This window comes from Micromonospora sp. NPDC023956, from assembly GCF_040639195.1.
Taxonomy (GTDB): domain Bacteria; phylum Actinomycetota; class Actinomycetes; order Mycobacteriales; family Micromonosporaceae; genus Micromonospora.
The window spans coordinates 121,199-138,072 of the sequence record NZ_JBEZZN010000010.1 but is presented as its reverse complement, the minus strand read 5'-3'; the positions used below and the strand labels follow the sequence as shown (position 1 = coordinate 138,072).

The 16,874-nt window shown below is 66.1% G+C and carries 11 protein-coding genes and 3 pseudogenes; 7 read left to right on the top strand and 7 right to left on the bottom strand.

Translation table 11 applies throughout. From position 1 onward, the window contains the following. Positions 1 to 10: 10 nt before the first annotated feature. The 3 genes from AB0F58_RS20320 (at position 11) to AB0F58_RS20310 (ending at position 5,874) form a co-directional block, all read left to right on the top strand. The gene (locus AB0F58_RS20320) at positions 11 to 3,193 is read left to right on the top strand and encodes an ATP-binding protein (RefSeq protein ID WP_357144914.1); all 3,183 of its coding nucleotides are present in this window, start codon (positions 11 to 13) and stop codon (positions 3,191 to 3,193) included. After that, complete coding sequence (locus AB0F58_RS20315; RefSeq protein ID WP_357144912.1) at positions 3,190 to 4,413, top strand: response regulator; 1,224 nt, start codon at positions 3,190 to 3,192, stop codon at positions 4,411 to 4,413. Before AB0F58_RS20320 ends, AB0F58_RS20315 begins: the two co-directional genes overlap by 4 nt. Before the next feature lie 576 nt (positions 4,414 to 4,989). Beyond that, complete coding sequence (locus tag AB0F58_RS20310) at positions 4,990 to 5,874, top strand: phosphotransferase (protein ID WP_357144909.1); 885 nt, start codon at positions 4,990 to 4,992, stop codon at positions 5,872 to 5,874. A 30-nt stretch (positions 5,875 to 5,904) separates the two neighbouring features. Here the strand turns inward: AB0F58_RS20310 and AB0F58_RS20305 are convergent, their stop codons facing one another. Both AB0F58_RS20305 and AB0F58_RS20300 read right to left on the bottom strand, forming a co-directional pair. Further along, positions 5,905 to 6,462, bottom strand: coding sequence for a flavoprotein (locus tag AB0F58_RS20305; protein ID WP_357144906.1), 558 nt, complete (start codon positions 6,460 to 6,462; stop codon positions 5,905 to 5,907). Then, positions 6,459 to 6,974: pseudogene (locus AB0F58_RS20300) on the bottom strand (hypothetical protein); the annotation flags it as partial. The gene AB0F58_RS20305 and the pseudogene AB0F58_RS20300, both read right to left, overlap by 4 nt. A 347-nt stretch (positions 6,975 to 7,321) precedes the next feature. Here AB0F58_RS20300 and AB0F58_RS20295 point away from each other — a divergent pair. Beyond that, positions 7,322 to 7,648: pseudogene (locus AB0F58_RS20295) on the top strand (ADP-ribosylation/crystallin J1); the annotation flags it as partial. 571 nt (positions 7,649 to 8,219) lie between these two features. Here AB0F58_RS20295 and AB0F58_RS20290 read toward each other — a convergent pair. Further along, the gene (locus tag AB0F58_RS20290; RefSeq protein WP_357144903.1) at positions 8,220 to 8,603 is read right to left on the bottom strand and encodes an MmcQ/YjbR family DNA-binding protein; all 384 of its coding nucleotides are present in this window, start codon (positions 8,601 to 8,603) and stop codon (positions 8,220 to 8,222) included. 157 nt (positions 8,604 to 8,760) lie between these two features. Here AB0F58_RS20290 and AB0F58_RS20285 point away from each other — a divergent pair, with 157 nt between their 5' ends. Beyond that, complete coding sequence (locus AB0F58_RS20285; RefSeq protein WP_357144900.1) at positions 8,761 to 9,438, top strand: hypothetical protein; 678 nt, start codon at positions 8,761 to 8,763, stop codon at positions 9,436 to 9,438. Between the two features lie 49 nt (positions 9,439 to 9,487). Here AB0F58_RS20285 and AB0F58_RS20280 read toward each other — a convergent pair. The 3 genes and pseudogenes from AB0F58_RS20280 to AB0F58_RS20270 all read right to left on the bottom strand — a co-directional run. Further along, positions 9,488 to 9,733: pseudogene (locus AB0F58_RS20280) on the bottom strand (MOSC domain-containing protein); the annotation flags it as partial. Between the two features lie 86 nt (positions 9,734 to 9,819). Further along, on the bottom strand, positions 9,820 to 10,530 hold the full coding sequence (locus AB0F58_RS20275; protein ID WP_357144898.1) for a DUF6333 family protein: 711 nt from the start codon (positions 10,528 to 10,530) through the stop codon (positions 9,820 to 9,822). A gap of 273 nt (positions 10,531 to 10,803) precedes the next feature. Then, positions 10,804 to 11,721: a tyrosine-type recombinase/integrase gene (locus AB0F58_RS20270; RefSeq protein WP_357144895.1), complete on the bottom strand. Its 918-nt coding sequence runs from the start codon at positions 11,719 to 11,721 to the stop codon at positions 10,804 to 10,806. Positions 11,722 to 12,024: 303 nt separating this feature from the next. On the opposite strand from AB0F58_RS20270, the gene AB0F58_RS20265 reads away from it, so the two are divergent. Continuing rightward, the gene (locus AB0F58_RS20265) at positions 12,025 to 12,717 is read left to right on the top strand and encodes a response regulator transcription factor (RefSeq protein ID WP_357144892.1); all 693 of its coding nucleotides are present in this window, start codon (positions 12,025 to 12,027) and stop codon (positions 12,715 to 12,717) included. Further along, complete coding sequence (locus tag AB0F58_RS20260; protein WP_357144889.1) at positions 12,714 to 14,165, top strand: HAMP domain-containing sensor histidine kinase; 1,452 nt, start codon at positions 12,714 to 12,716, stop codon at positions 14,163 to 14,165. The genes AB0F58_RS20265 and AB0F58_RS20260 overlap by 4 nt, the downstream gene beginning before the upstream one ends. A gap of 225 nt (positions 14,166 to 14,390) precedes the next feature. Here the strand turns inward: AB0F58_RS20260 and AB0F58_RS20255 are convergent, their stop codons facing one another. Continuing rightward, entirely contained in the window at positions 14,391 to 16,463 is a 2,073-nt protein-coding gene (locus AB0F58_RS20255) for an MMPL family transporter (RefSeq protein ID WP_357144886.1), read from the bottom strand. Positions 16,464 to 16,874 lie beyond the last annotated feature (411 nt).

The window sequence follows — 16,874 nt, the reverse complement described above, 5'->3', positions numbered from 1 at the left end:
ACTTTGGACGGTGGCTCTTCCCGACCTCCACCTCGAAATAGGGGGCCGCCATGCCAGTTCGGGCCAGTTCGACGTGGCGACCGGTGAGGAAGATATGAACAACCCCTACCGCGATCGGGTGAACGACGACGCCGCGTCATTGGATGATAAAGGCCGGCCGCTAGTGGAGCGGATGGTCCGAGATCAAGATCCGTCCCTTGCATGTGGAGATCTCGGTGTGCTTGGGGATGGTGACGAAGGCTGCGGAAATGTGGGCCCAATTCTATCCAAGTTGGCTGATGCGGGGCTAACTCGACCCAGCCGATCTACGCGGATGAGCTTGACTGTTGCCGCGATGCATGCCTCCTATCTTCACGAGAACCAGGTCGACTTTCCCCATGTAACTAAAGGAGTGCTGGAGGCGCTCGATCGACTCGGTCGTGCCTTCTTTATGAGGCATGCGGCAGTGGAATTCTATAAGCGAGACATGGCGCGAACCGTCGGGGATATCAGCAAACAGGTAGCCTCGGTCAATAACGGACTGCATTCGTGGGCGAACCGTCAGGACTGGTTGGCCGAGTCGGCACTACTGGGACGCTCATTCGAGAAGGGGCCTAAGCCGAAGTACCTATACTCGGGGCTCTTTCGGCAGATCCTCGGCGCCATGTGTCTTGCGGGCGAAGAATCGGTAGCCGATCGCTTGGTAAGTGAGATGGTTCTGCAAACACTTACCAAGGCTGGTGATAACGTTGTCGATGCTAAGACCCTCCTTCAGGAGGCAATCTCGCCGGATTGTCCCGTGTATAAATATGAACGATCCGGACCGGACCATGAAGCGTATTTCCAAAGCACTGTGACAGACGCTCGCGGTCGAGTTGGCGTCGGTGGCGGGCAAAGCAAAAAGACCGCCGCACAGCAAGCAGCCTTGGACTTCCTGAGGAAGTATCATCCGGCGGTACGGGAAAATGACCGTTCAAGCGCGGCTCTCTCTGGCAAACTACTAGAGATTCCGCGTTATGCAGCGCATGAAAAGGTAGTGCGCCGAGTGCAGTGCCTCTTCTCGCTTCCTGCCACTGCAGCTCCATTGATCTCACAGGCACTCATTCACTCATCTTGGGCCTATGAGAACCGCGCTGAGATGCAAAGATGTTATCAGCAGGACAACAAGATGCTTGGTTTTGTTGGCTCCTGCGTGCTGGACTATGAATACGCATTCAACGTAGTTCGAAACGCGATGGCCTCACCGCCCGACGAGTTCGTTGGCCTTACTATGACGAACAATGATTATGCCTCCACCTTCCGGCAAGCGGGCCTCGCTCCTGGTCTGCTGTTGGGCGCCGGCCAAAAAAGTTCAGGGATCTCGACGGAAATGGGCGCGAATGCCTTCCAGGCGGTCCTAGCTGCAGTATATGTAGCGAAAAGCTTTCCGAAAAAACTATCAGCCGATTGGCCCCAAGAATGGGGCGACATCCTTCGGACGATCGCGCCTCCACAGCCGAGAGCAGCTGACGCCACAACCCTTCTTATCAAAGCACTTAGTCCCATCGGCTTGGAACCATCCTTTGAGTTCGTAAGATCCGGACCAGATCACTTAGCGATGCAGGCTGCTATCTTGACCCTCGAAAGCAAGCCGCTCGAGATCCGGAAGGAGATACTAGGAACGGCTGACCACCAGGCCAAGGCGAGTGCAAAGCACCGCGCGTGCTACAAGGTATTGGACATCCTAGACCGAATCGGAACCAGCTCGCCGCTTAACGCTCTGGCCGATTTTGGCGACGCAGAGCTGTCCCTCGCACGCTTTTTGCTTGCACATCAGGCAATTTTACTTGCGACCTCTACCGTCCCAGTGCAACGATGGGCGAAAGCTCAATTATTCGGGCTGCATCTCGCTTCCTCGCCAAATCAGTTGGTGAACTGGGCAGCCGAGATTGACGAGCTACTTGACAGCGGCAACAGCATTGGCTTCGGAACCGGACGTCTCGCTGAGGCCTTCCGTGTCGCAGTCGAAAACTCGTCCACCTCGGTCCGATATGTTGTTGATCGGGAATTGGCGAACGTCCTCAGTTCGCTAGAAAGCGTGGAAACGCCCGAGGAGGTAGGCGTCGAGTATGTCTGGCGTCTAGTGCAGTTAGGCGATCTCTATAGGTGCTTAGGGGCGGATGAGCCGGACAGCAGCCTCGGGTTGGTTATTGATGACTGGCGCGTCCTGCACGGTCGGCGCTTAGATATCCCGCCAACCGTTCCCATGCACTCCATGTTGGTCACGGGCCGTGACCGTTCGGTCCTTGAGGCCGCAATCTCGGCTGTGCTTCCTGCCCGTGGCATTGCCACTGTCGAAATAGGCTTGTCATACCCCCTGAGCGTTCGCCTGATATCCGACTCTGGGGTAGATCAGGCACGTGTTAAACAGTTCTGCTCTTTATGGTCTGGCGTGTCCCGAAGCGCAGGCCTTGAGGTTATAGAAAACGGGGTTGAAGCTACCATTGAGAGTCTGGAGTCTCCCCTCAACCCAGGCCCCATCGCCCAGGCGGTCCTGGAATCCATGCGGCCGGAGCCAGATCCATTTCGGGGCGCAGTGGCGGACCTTGTGCATGATCTAAAGAACCAGGTCGTCGCTGTTCGGACTGCCTTGTCTCAGGTCGGGGGGAGTCGTACTGCTCGGCTTGAGCGGCAGTTGGCGGCGAGCCGTCACCTCGAGCATGCCCAAGCGATTGCTCTACGGCTTAGGGCGGCGACGTCAATGGGAGATTATTCTGAGACGGAGAATACGGAGCTGGGTGCCTTTTTGAGGCAGTACGGCGCCACTGTCTTCGCGCGACTTCCGAGAGCGATCTCGATGTCAATTCCGGATGCAAGGTCAGTCGCGTATGTGGCCATCAGCGAGCGGGCACTAACGGCCATTTTTGATAACTTAGTCCAGAACGCGGTCGAGGCGATGCGTGGGAGCGGGTCGATCAGGCTCGATTGGCTTGCAGACAGCTCTGAGGCAGTGGTCGAGGTGAGGGATGACGGACCTGGGCTCCCCGCCGAAGTTTCTCAGGCGCTAGCCACAGGGTCGCGTATACGGACTAGCAAGCTGGGCGGAAACGGACTTGGTCTGTTGGGAGTCCACGCGCTCTTGCACCGTATCGGCGGGCAATTGTCGGTGTCGTCCAGTCCGGCGGGGACCTCCTGGCTGATTACGCTTCCATTGCTGAATGGAGAGGTGTTGTGAAAGGCTCGCTTGCTGACATTCGGATTATCGTTGCCGATGATCAGGCGGATGTTGCTCGTACGCTATGCCGGCCATTGCATGCCGCAGGTGCTCGCCTTCTGTATGTTGAGGATGGACGGGCCGCCTTTAGGGAGATTTCGCGGCGGCCCTTTGACTTGGCTTTGGTCGATATGAAGATGCCGCCGGGGGAATGGGGTGGACTCTGGCTTCTTGAAGAGCTGCGGGCGGCGGGACTGGGTATTCCGGCTATCTCGCTTTCCGGTGAAGGAGCGAAACAGCAGGTGATCCAGGCGATTAGGCTCGGGGCGGTCGACTGGATCAACAAGGATGCTGCAAGCGAGGAACTTCTTGACAGGTGCGTTCAGGTTCTGGAAGAACGTCTTGCGAAGGCGCTAGATGTTGGGGGTGCCGTCCTTCCCTTGCCTCTCGCTCTTAGGTTGGCCAGATACGCACGGACGACCGATCCGGATAAGAGGTTCATGGCGGGCCTTCATGCACTGGAGGCAGTTTTCCGATTTGCTGCAATTCTGGGCTTGGCGTCTAGCCCGCCACGGCCGTTGTCCGCCGTGAAAATGAGTTCGTTGGCGGCGCCCAGTATGGGTACTTGGTTTCAGCTCTGCCTCGCGCTCGAAGCCATCCCCGATAGCCACAAGGACCTCGCTCGCCTGATTTCGTGGCTTGTTCCTGATCGAACTGATCGCTCCACGGTTCAAGAGCTTATTAATGTACGAAACCAAGTTGCTCACGGGCGAGGTTCATCTTCTTCTGCGCAACGTGAGAGGCTCGGAGCCTTACTGCGCCGATTTGCGCACAGAGCCTCTTCGCTCTTGCGGGCCGAGCTTGTCGTGCCTACCTCCATGACCTTCGATGGATTGTGGTACAACGTTGATTTGGTTGTTCTTAAGGGTGCGGGAAGGCCGATCCCATCGCGATCGCAAACTCATCGCCCGATGGTTACCGGGGATGTGATTTACCTACCTAAGGGCGGCGACGAAGTGGCGCTCGGGCCTTGGATGGTGTCGGCTAAGGACTCTAATTCAGAAGACTTGCGGTTCTTCCACTTTGACGGCCTTCTCGGAGGTCGAGGCAGGGACCTAAGCGAGGCAACTTTCCGCTATGCTCCGGCTGACGACGGGGATGCCCCATCGGAAGGACCGCACGCTCCTCCAAGTGCAACGGGTGAAGTTTTAGCTTCCTGGGCCAACGCGAAGTACCCGTAGTGCAAGTAGCGGCTGATCGACCGCTCATGGCTGACACCCCCAGCAGCCGGATGGTCGCAGATCCGGGTGCTCGGCGGGTGCTCGGTCGCCGTGGATAGGGTCGGCGGCGCATGGATTGTGTGGTACGTGCGCCCGGTGGGATCAGCCGAGAACTGCCGATGCGTGGACTGGTGGGACGCACAGGTACTCGAGGCATCGAATCGATGTTGGCTCTTAATCCGCGGGTTCGGGGTTCGAGTCCCTGGCGGCGCACCAGCAATAAAGGCTCTGACCTGGGGTTTCACCCTGGGTCGGAGCCTTTCTCGTTTCCCCGCCGGTGGTCCGGTGCTCGGTGGGTGCTCGGGAGCGGTTGGACCGTTCCGGCTGCCGGTGGACGGGTGACGTGGTGGTGGACGTTGGCCGTTGTCCATCGTGGTGGTGGTGCTCATCGCCTTGAGTAGGTCGATGTGGGGGCCGCGATTCCCGGGGGCAACCGGCGCGGTGAGGTGACGGCGTTGACGGACTACGTTCGCGCCTGCCGCGAGCGCGCTCGTAGGCTGGGGATCACCACCGTCGCGCTCGGTCCCTAGGAGCCCCATGTTCGTCGAGGCGCGCACCCGACCGGTGCTCGCCGAGGTGTGTCGCCGTCTGGGCTACCGCGAGGCTGACGCGGTCCTGCTCCGGCACCACACCAACGCCGTCTACGCCGTCGAGGACGTGGTCGTCAAGATCGCTCCCGGTGACCTCGGCGTGGAGCGGGTGCGCGCGGTGGTGGCCGTGGTGGACTGGCTGACGGCCCGACGGTTCCCCACGGTCGAACTGCATCCGGGCCTGTCGCAGCCGTTGCGGGTGGGCGGCCATGCTGTCACCGTCTGGCAACGTCTGGACCTGGCGCATCACCATCCGGTCACCGTCGCCGAACTCGGCACACTCCTGCGTGAGCTGCACGCGCTACCTGCCCCGCCGATGCCGCTACCGGTCCTGCGACCGATCCACGGTATCGAGCGGTCCATCGCCCGCTCGGAGATCCTCAACGCCCACGAGCGAGACCTGCTCATGGGCCGCCTGAAGGTTCTGACCGCAGGCTGGGAGGCGATGCGGTTCCCGCACCATCTGAGCCTGATTCAGTCCGACCCGCAGATCCGCAACGCGCTGCGGCGTTTCGACGGCACCCCCGTGCTGGCGGACTGGGACGGCGCCGTACTCGGGCCCCGGGAGTGGGACGTCGCCACGGTCGCTGTGCACTGCCGCCGGTTCGACCCTCCCGGCCCGCAGGTTTTCGCTGACTTCACCGCCGCCTACGGCTGGGACGCCACCTCCTGGTCCGGCTTCGACGAGCTGTGCCAACTCCGCGAGCTGCAGATGATCGCGACCAACGCCCGCAAGTCCCGACCCGACACCGACGCCGCCGACGAGGTGCACCACCGCATCGCGGGCCTCACCGACGACGGGACGCGACCGCGCCGGTGGCGAATCCTCTGAACCCGGCACCGCGGTCGACGACGCGATGCTTCAAGTCCGTGCGTCGTGAGCGCGCCCGGCTGCTATCCCGAATGCCGTCCCCCAGGGAAAGACCCGTTGCCGGTCGTTTCCGCTGCCCGGCGGGTGCGGTTCCCATTCATCTTCGGGGCCGAGTAGGACGTGCACTCCCTCGTCGCGGAGGGTGGCCACGGCGCGGCGGAAGGGGAGCCGGGTGGCGAGGGCGGCGTCGACGAACGGGACGACGACGGTTGGTACCTGTCGTCCGATGAGTTCGGCGACCGAGGTCATGGCGTAGTTGTCGGCCAGGCCGAGGGCGATCTTGTTGATCGAGTTGTAGGTGGCGGGTGCGATGACAAGAGCGTCGGCGGCGGGAAGCGCGCGGGGCGCGCCCGGGGATGCCTGGTAGGTGGATCGCACGGAGGTACCGGTCAGGTCCTCGATGGCCGCCAGGTCGATGAAGCTCGTCGCGTTGGGTGTGGCGGTGACCGCCGCAGTCCAATTCTGCTCCTGTGCGGCAGTGACCAGCTTGGCTGCGTCGGCGGCGGGGCCGGCACCGCAGACGACGATCTGCAGGTGGCCGCTGGTCATAGCGGGATGCCGGCGGTCTGGGCGAAGTCGACGACGGCCGTGCGGACCGAGCCCTTGGCGAGGAGGGCGAGGTCGCCGGCGATGCGTTGGACCGCTGGACGGCAGCGGATCTCCTCGGGCGCTACGTCGTAGGCGGTGCGGAGCGCGTTGAGGCCGTGCTCGTGGCGGCCCCACTGGGTGTAGGCGCGGGCGACGTCGACGTACAGGGTGGCTCTGCGTCCGGCGAGCGCCACCTTGTTCAGGGCCACGGTGCGGGCGATCGTGATGGCGGTTCCGGCGTCGCCGAGGGTCAGGGCGATGTTGACCTGGTGCAGTAGGACGTTGGTGGCACCGAAGCCGGTCCACCGGTCGTTGCCGTCGTAGCCGAGTCGGGATGCGGCGCGGGTCGCCTCGTCGAGCATGGCGTGTGCGGTGTCTCTGTCGTCTCGACGGGCTGCGGCGACGGCACCCCGAAGGACGAGGGCGCCGTACACGGCGACCGCGTCGGTCGACGCCAGGCGGGTAGCTCGGTCGAAGGCGCCACCGGGTCGGTCCGCCTTGGCCCGCTGTCCCCAGCCCTCTGGAGGCCCTGAAGCCGGGTATGACGATCACTATGCACGAGGGCCGGCCCACGGTAGGAAAGGCCATCATCATCGAGGCGTCGAATGCGCGCTGACACTGGCACGACCGAGGGCGGGCTCGATCGGGTTGTGGCGGCACTGTGTAGCGTGCCTTGTCTGCGGCAGATCCGTGCACCTGGATTCCATGTGTCATCGACCTGACGAACTGGCTGCGGTAACGTCCGGGCCGACGGCATCAGATCGTTGTAGTCGTGGCTCGCCACCATCACGCGATAACCATCGTTGCAGGGAGCAGACCCATCGACGCCTCCGACACGATCACCCTGTGGCGGCCTACCGGGCAGGCCGAACTCGACCTTGTCGCGGCGTCCGGATGGCGGGCATGGCCACCACGCCTGCCGGACCAGCCGATCTTCTACCCGGTACTCAACCGCTGGTACGCCACAAAGATCGCCCGCGAGTGGAATGTCCCTGCCGGTGGCATCGGCTACGTGACCCGGTTCGAGGTCCAGCGTGCGTACCTGGACCGTTACGAAGTTCATCAGGTCGGTGGCCGCGACGTGCTGGAGTACTGGATCCCCGCAGAGGAGCTTGCCGACCTCAACGCCCACATCGTCGGCGCGATCATCGAGGAAGCCGACTACCGCGGTCCCGTGGGCGACCAGGATTTCACGGACGCCCACCACGCGCTGGGCAGAGCGCTACCGGCCGCGTGGCGGGCCTACCTGCAAGGCGCGTCGTGGTTCCGGCGAGGGTGGATGCCAGGTGGAGCCTATGTTTGGCTCAACACGCCACGCGAGATGCTTGAGCTGCACCACGCATGGGACGAGAGCACCGACGCCCACCCCGGCATCGCGATCATCGGCGGAGACGGATCCCGTGAACAGCTCGTGCTCGACCTGCGCAGAGACCCCGCACCGGTGCTGCTGGTCGACATCACCAGCAGCGGATGGGACAACGCCATCCAGCAAGCCGACGATGTCGGCGAGCTCATCGACCGCATCGAGGCGGGCACTTTCGCGTTCGACTTTGAGGATTAGCGGACATCGGCGAGCGTCCAACGCGCACCTCGCGGCATGTGGGCACCGGATCAAGGGCGATCAGGTTGACAGAACCGGGTCCCACCATGCGGAGCATGGCGTGGGTTGAGGCTGTCGTCGGTGCCTTCGACTGAGCTGCCGAGCTGCTACGGGGTGCTCAGGGCCGTCGGGAGTCGAGCAGCGTGATCCTGCGTGCCCCGGCCGTACGTCGGTAGCTGGCGTCGAGTAGCTCGCCGACCTCATCCCAGCCGCTGTCATCGGTCAGGTTCACCCCGACCCACCCAGAGGCACCCAGGTAGGCCGGTACGAAGCAACGGTCTTCCGCCAGCAGCGCTGCGCGCTCTTCGGGGTCCACCAGCACGATCACCGACTGTCCGTGCTGTTGATAGACGCCGTCAACCTTCATGGATCCCCCGTAGTAGGCGAAGACTTTGGTGGTGTAGAAGGCGGGACGCCCGTGGGAGATCTTCTCGGCCGCGTCGGGGAAGGCCAGGGCGAGAGTCCGCAACCGGCCCAGGAGTGGGTCTGCCTCGTCAAACATGATGGGATGCGGCATATCAGAAGGTAAGCACATCCTGGGCGGCCACGGCGCCCTGCACCGCGCGCCTCGTGGCATGAGCGTGCATCTCCACCGACGTCTCGTGGATGCCCTGAAGGTGCGTGACGATGTCTGTGCTGTTCCGGCGTAGGTTCACCGGGTGACCGTGTACGACATCGCCGCCAAGCTGCCGTCCATCGCCGTGCTGCGGGACCGCTGTAAGGCACTCGCTGTGCTGGAGTGCATCGTCGACGGTGGGGAACCGTACTACGCCTACACCCGTGCCTGGGGTGACGACGAGGCGGCACTGATGAGCAACGGCAGCGGCGACGAGTGGGCGGTCGTGTTCACCTCGGCCGGCGCGTTCATTCGCGCGCTCGACCACGAGTCGGCGATGACGCCGTACCGCGGTCCGGACCATGAGCTGTGGCCCGGACTGCTCGACGACCTCCCGGCGGTGTTCCGTCCGCAGATAGAGGAACCAGCGTTCGGCGACGAGGTGGGACAGTTCCTCGCCACCGCTGTAATGTGGCGACTCTTCGATGACGACCGCTGGCACGCCGGCGAAGGCATCACGTTTCCCCCGCCCCGCGGACCGTACGACACCGACCCGGACGGCTCTGGCCGGCTCGGAATCCTGCTCGACGACATCGTCGACCGGTACATCACGTTCGCCGAGGACTACTACGAGATCGAGGTGGACCCGACGGTGATCGAGCACGTCGTTGCGCACCGCCCGCTCACTGACGTCGTTGTGCAGGCTGTGCACCCGGAAGGAACCATTGCCAGGCTGCACGAGGGCATCGCCGCGATTGGATACCCGATCGCGGGGGCGTGACGTCAGGCCCACACCTGGATCGCCTCAGCAGCCCGTTGGTCACTCATCGCTACCCGGTCAGTCGGCCAGACCGCTCGACTCGCGGCAGATCCGGATGCCGGCGCGGCTCGCCCATCTTGCGCTGGAACGTGACGCACGGGATACGGCCGAACGTCGGCTGGAGCACCAACCGTGGACCTATGCGCCACCGCTCGCCGATGACCGCGCCGTTGACGTCCACTCCCTCGGTCGTCAGGTTCTCGCCGAAGAGCCTGTTGGCCAGCCGGCGGCTCAGCCGCGCCTGCCACCAGTCGTAGCTGTGTTGGGTAGGGCTCTGGTGGGGTGGTGGCGATGCTCGCAGGCGTTACCGGTGGGCCGATCTCGCTGGAAAGCCGGGCGGAGTCAGTCCCGGATCCATACCTCGGTCATCTCGCTGGCAATCGTTTCCGGACGGCGTACCTGGAAGACGGACACGATGAGGTCCTGGTCGTGCGGGTAGCAGAGCTTCAGGCCGCCGCGCACCAGCGTCGCCAGGTCGGAAAGCGCAAAGTCGTCGAGCGTGTCCGGGTCGTCGAGGTCGACGTCCTCCGGCAGGTGGGCCTGAAGATCGGCCCCGATGGCGGTCAGCAGCGTCGCCAGGTCACCGTCCACCTCCACGCCGTCCCAGCCCTCGACGGTCACCACGTCGGCACCCGGGGCGGTGAGCACGTACTGCGACCAGTCGGCGACCATGTCCAGGAACACGGAGCCGGTCAACCTGGCCTGCGGGTGCAGCTTGGCCTGATGCCGCACCTCGTCCTCCAGCGCGTCATGGATGGCGTCGGTGGCCAGGGCCGGCTCGATGACATGCACGACGCCGCCCCAGCAGCCGACCGCGACGATGTCAAGGTCGGCCCGGGTCTGCGGCGCGAACACGTCCCGCCGGGGGAGCTCGCCCTGCTCGCTCACCACAGCCGCGACGGTGCTGAGGCTCTCCACCACTCGCCGGGCGTGCGCCGGGTCGTGCGGCGGCAGCATGGAGGCCACGACGGTCTCACCGGCCGGAGGGAACGGCGGAAACACGATCGTCAACTCGGTACGGCTGTCGCGTACGGTCACCCGGTTTTCGGACACGGTTCAAAACTCTAATATCGATCGCCAGGCGTCGTGTGAACGCTTCCCTGAGCTCGGTGGTTCGACCGGCCGTGAGCCGCGTTTCGGCCATCCGCTGCAACGCCTGTTTCGGCAGGTATCGGCCGGCTGAGTCCGCAAAGAGCCGTCACCCCCGACGACCTGGACGAGACTTGGGCCCGCTACACACATTCGTCGTGGCGGGGGCGAGCCAACCCGCCACTCGGATGATGCAAGATGAAGGCATCCGCACATCGGCAGAACCGTGAGCGCTGGCTATGTCCCGGAGGCCATGTACGCGGCGAGGACGTAGTTGGGGCGACGGTCGAGGTTCTTGCGGGCCCGGTCGTAGCGCATGGTGGTCCGCGGGTCGGCGTGACGGGCGGCGATCTGTACGTCGCGGAGGCTGACGCCGGCGTCGAGCATGGTGGTCACGAAGGTGTGGCGCAGCATGTGTGGGTGCATCCTCGGCATACGGACCCCCGCGGCAACGGCGAGGTGCTTGAGTCGGCGGGTGGCGGTGTGCCGGTCCATCCGCCGTCCGTGGGTGTTTCGCAGGATCGGCCCGCTGGGGCGCTCATCGACAGCCCGGTCAATGGCCCTGGCGACCGCGGGTGGCAGCGGGACGAGCGCGACCTTGCCTCCCTTGCCGCGCACGCGCAGGACCCGGTGGCCGTGTTCCTCGCCCAGGTCGGCGATGTTCGACCCGCAGGCTTCGAAGATCCGCGACCCGAGCAGACCCAAGAGCGCGACCAGTGCGAAGTCGTTCAGGTTCGGGGACTTCCGGGCGGTGGTGATCAGGGCTTCGAACTGCAGGTGCCCCAGCCCGAGGGTCGGCGACTCGGCCGGCACCGTGGGCCGACGGACGTAGTCGGCCGGCGAGTGCTCCAGGATGGCGTCGATGACGCAGACCCGATAGAACCCGACCACCACCGACAGTCGCCGCGAGACCGTCGAGGGCTGGTAGCGACGCACGTCTTGCAGCCAGCGTACGTACCGCTCGATGTCCACCCGCGCCGCAGCGAGCGGGTCGAGGTCTTGGGTGGTGCACCAGCGTAGGAAGATCCGCAGGTCGGACTCAGTGTGGACGCGGGTCTGGCCACGGTAGCGACCCAGGAAGGCCGACACTGCGGCGCGCACAACGAGTTGAGGGGCAGGTACGACACTGGAAGCCGAAACAGGAGAGATAGCCATTCATCACCGTGCGTCACCACCGGTGATGAACGCCAGTCGACCTGGAGCGGCATGACAATGCGCGGAGTTCGCCGCCGGCCTGCGGGCCTGGTAGTGCGCCTGGCGCGCCGGCACTCCGTTCTCGCAAATATCCGTGCCGGCGGTCCCACGGTTCGTTGCCGTCCCGTCAGTGGTCAAGTCTGAGCTCAGGCATCCGTAAGCGCACGGCCCGCGGGCACCACCGAGGCGACGGTTCTAATCCTGGCTTCAGGGTGATCGGGGAGGATGAGCGGCAAAGCATCGACTGGAAGGGGGCGGGCCGGCGTGCGGATCCTGATCGCGGATGATGACGGGGCCATCCGTGAGTCGCTGGAGCGGGTGCTCCAGGTCGAGGGTTACGACACCAGCACCGTCGCCAACGGTCTCGCCGTGCTCGACGGGGTCGGTGGGGCGGGCGGTGACGCGCTGGATCTGCTGATCCTCGACGTGATGATGCCTCGCCTCGGCGGGTTGGAGACCTGCCGGCGGTTGCGGGCCGCGGGTCGGGATCTGCCGGTGCTTATGCTGACCGCCCGTGACCAGGTCTCCGACCGGGTCGCGGGGCTGGACGCGGGCGCTGACGACTACCTGCCCAAGCCGTTCGCCACCGAGGAGTTGCTGGCCCGGGTGCGGGCCCTGCTGCGCCGGCGCACGCCGGGCGACGGGGAGTCGCAGATCCTGTCGTTCGCCGACGTCCGGGTCGATCCCGACAGGTTCGAGGCGTGGCGTGGCGGGCGGCCGCTGCGCTTGACCCGGACCGAGTTCTCCCTGCTGGAGGTTCTCGTGCGCAACGCGACCCGGGTCTTGACCCGCGACGCGCTGTTCGAGGCGATCTGGGGCTTCGACATGAGCGCCACCGCCAACAACCTCCAGGTATACGTGAGCTACCTGCGCCGCAAGATGGAGGCCGAGGGTGAGCCGCGATTGATCTACACGCTGCGCGGCCTGGGATACACGTTGCGGGAGACTCCTCCGTGAGCAGGCCCGCCGGCCGGGAACCGCGCCGGCTGACCCGATGGTGGCGCCGGCGGTCCCTGCGGACCAGGCTGACGGTGATCGCGGCGACGGCCATCGCGGTCAGCGTGTTCGTGGCCTTCCAGGTGGCCAGCGAGCTAATGGACTGGGAGCTGCAGGACGCCGCCGAGGATCAGCTGCGCGCCGACTCCCGCGTCCTGGCGACGGACGCGGAGCACGCCGGTGTGGCGCAGGTCCAGCTACCGCCGTATCCCGGGTCCGGTCGGCTGGTACGGGTCATCCTGCCCGACGGCTCGACCCGGACGCCGGTCGGCCAACCTGCGCTGCCTCCGGTCAGCGGGCGCGCCGGGCGCGTGGCGCAGGGCGCGTCGGCCGACCTGATGGAGTCGAACGACAGCGACGAGGACGGCTACCGCATCTACACGCTGCGGGCGGGCGACGGCGCGGTCCAGGTGGCCCGCGTCGCCGACGACAGCCCGATCAACCGGTTCGGGTTCGGGATGTTGCTGATCGGGCTGCTCTGCGTGGTTGGCGGCGCCCTTGTCGGGCGGACCGTGGCGCGGGCCGGGCTGGCACCGATCGACCGGCTGACTGCCGCAGCGGTACGTGTCGCGCACACCCGGGTTCTCGACGCCGACATCCCGGATGAGGGCGGTGGGGAGATCCGGAGGCTGATCCAGTCGATCAACGAGATGCTCGCCGCGCTCCGGGACTCCCGGCGGGCCCAGCGGCTGCTCGCCGAGGACGCCGCCCACGAGCTCAAGACCCCGCTCACCAGCCTGCGCCTCAACGTCGAGCTGCTGATCCGGCTCGATCGGCGCGGCACCCTGGACAGCGCACTGTCGGCGGAGAGCCGGACCCGGTTGCTCAACGATCTCGGCGCCCAGGTGGCCGAGTTGAGCACCCTTGCCGCCGAGCTGACCGAGGTGGCGCGCGGTGACGTCAGCGACGAGAGCACCGAGCTGCTCGACCTCGCCGACGTGGTGGTGGCCGCCGCGACCCGGGCGCGTTCCCGCGCGCCTGACACCGAGGTCGCGCTCGACGTGACCTCCATGTGGGTGAGCGGGCGTCCCGCTGCGCTCCAGCGGGCGGTGCTCAACCTCATCGACAACGCCGGCAAGTGGTCCCCCGCGGACCAGCCGGTCCAGGTCCGGCTGCGTGCCGAGGGCGCATCGGCGGTGCTCGAGGTCGACGACGCCGGGCCGGGCATCGACGCAGTCGACGTACCGCGGGTGTTCGACCGGTTCTACCGTGCCGACAGCGCCCGGGGGTTGCCGGGATCCGGTCTGGGGCTGTCGATCGTGCAGCGGGTCGTCGACGCCCACGGCGGCCGGGCCGCTGTCGCCCGTTCCACACGCGGTGGCGCGCTGCTTCGGGTCGACCTTCCGGCCGCGGCCCCGCCCGCCCCGATCGCGCGCCGCGCCGCCGGGGAGGACACCGCGGCGCGCTGACCCCGTCCCGGTGGTGCGGCGCAGGACAAGAGAGGGCCGCCTTCGGGCATGACCCCGCGCCGTTCACCTTCGGGGCCGGACACTGCGGTGCGCCGACCCCAGGCCCGGCGCGTCGACCCCAGGCCCGGCGCGTCGCGCAGGACCGGAGGGCGGCGGCCGTCGGGCCCACGAAAGGACACGGGACGGGCTGGATGCCCGTCCCGGATCTCGTCCGTGCCGCCGCGCTCACCGTTGCAGCGCGGGCTCCTCCTCGTCGGCGAGCGTGTGTCGACCGATCGGCGGCCCTGCCGCTGGACGGGACAGCCGGCTCGGCCACCAGATCCGCCGGCCGATCAGGAGGGTGAGGGCGGGCACCAGGACCGACCGCACCAGCAGGGCGTCGAGCAGCACGCCGAAGGCGACCAGGAACCCGACCTCGATCAGCATCACCAGCGGAAGTGTGGCGAGGACCGCGAACGTGGCCGCCAGGACCAGCCCTGCCGAGGTGATGACACCACCGGTGGCCGACAGGGCCTTTAGCATGCCCTCTCGGGTGCCGAGACGCACGGTCTCCTCCCGGGCCCGGCTGGCCAGGAAGATGTTGTAGTCGACGCCGAGCGCCACCAGGAACAGGAATGCCAGCAGCGGCACCGAATAGTCGACGCCCTTGAACCCGAGGATCGTGTCGAAGACGAACACGCTGCCGCCGAAGGCCGCCGCGAACGAGACGATCACAGTCGCCATCAGGATCAGCGGGGCCACGATCGCGCGCAGCAGCAGCCCGAGGACGATCAGCACGACGGCGAGCACCAGCGGGATCACCCGCTTCTCGTCGCGGCTGGTGGTCACCTCGGTGTCGAGGTTCTCCGCGCTCGGCCCGCCGACGATCGCCTCCGCCCCGTTCACCGCGTGCACGGCGGTGCGCACCCGCTTGATCGTGTCGTACTCCGCGGCGGTGTCCGGCGCGTCGGTCGGGAACACGGAGATGTCGGCCCAGCCTCCGACGGTCTGGCCCGGGACGGCCTCTGCCACGCCGGGAGTGCGCTTGACGATGTCGACCACCCGCTCCTGGTACGCCGGCCGCGTATAGATCGTCATCGGCTGGCCGCCGAGCTCCGGGAAGTGCTGGCGGAGAACGGTGAAGCCGGTGACGGACTCCGGCGCGGACAGGAACTGGTCCTGCTCCCGCAGGGCGCCGGTGTTACCCGTCAGACCGATGGCGAGCACGCCGAGGACTCCGAGCGAGCCGAGCGTGGCCACCCACCGTCGGCGGCTGATGCCGGTGCCGAGCCGTCCCCACAGCCCCGGCTTGTCCTGCACGGCCGTGCTGAACCGCGGGATGGCCGGCCAGAAGATTCGCCTGCCGAGCACCACGAGCACCGCCGGGAACAGCGTCAGCATGGCCACCAGCGCGCACAGGATGCCGGCGGCGCCGATCGGGCCCAACCCGCTGGTGCTGTTCAGGTCCGCGACGAGCAGGCAGAGCAGGCCGGCGACCACGGTGGCCGCGGACGCGACGATGGCTGGCGCCGCGCCGCGTAGAGCGTGGACCATCGCGACCCGGACGTTCTCGTGATGGTGCAGTGTCTCCCGATATCGAGCGATGAGCAACAGCGCGTAGTCCGTGCCGACGCCGAACACCAGGATCGTCAGCAGCGCCGAGTTCTGGTCGTTGACCACGATGCCGAAGCCCTTGACGAGCAGGTAGACGGTCGCCATCGCAGTCAGTGCGGCCGCGCCGACGACCACGAGCGGGATGAACCACAACACCGGGCTGCGGTAGGTGAGGATAAGCAGGACCGTGACGACGACGACCGTGGTGAGGAAGACTTGCAGGTCGATGCCGTCGAAGGCAGCGTCCATGTCGCCGTCGATCGCGGCCGGGCCGGTCACGTCGAGTTCCAGGCCGGCGGGGCGGTCCTTCGCGGCGTCACGCAACGGGCCGACGATGGCCTCCGGTGCGCCGTGGGTCGTGCTCACGTCGAGGGTGAACATCATCGCCTTGCCGTCGGTGGAGAGTCTTGTCGCCGGGCCCTCGTCGTCCTCGCCGGCCGCCGCCTTCGGCGGGTACCGCTCGGCAAGGGTGTTGTAGTGGCGCTCGACCGTCGCGCGGTCGGCGTCGGTCATGCCGCCGGCGCGGTGGTACACGAAGACGAACGTGTTGTCCTCGCCGCCGGGGAGACTGTCCTCCAGCAGCGCCACCTTGGTGGACTCGGCGCTGGCCGGCAGGGTGTCCACGGCTTTGTCGGTGGTGACCGAGCTCAACTTTCCGCTCAACGGCACCATGACCGCCGCCAGCGCCAGCCACAAGCCGATCACCAGCCACGGCACCCACCGGCCTGCCAACCGACCGGACGGCGCTTCCCTGGGCGGCGCTGCGTTGACTGACATCAATAGCCTCCTGACGGGTTGCATCGCTTGTCTGAGGCCAACTTCGTACCGAGCGAATCTGAGACGACCGTTAATCCGGTGATCAGACCGGTTGGCAACGCCCCTGGGACGTTCGCGTTCTGCGGCTCACGCAGAGCTGAGCCGTTTCGAGCGGCACCCCGTTCGGGCGTGCTGCCGTCGAGCGGGGGACCAACGGGCCGAGGCAGGCGTCAACGGCGGCGCGGACTGGTACGCCGTCGCGGGATGTGGCGTGGCTCCGGCGGCCACGAGGCGGCCCGCATCGAGGCGGCGATGATGGAAATGGCCAGCATTGCCACGCTGCCCGCGATGTCGAGGATC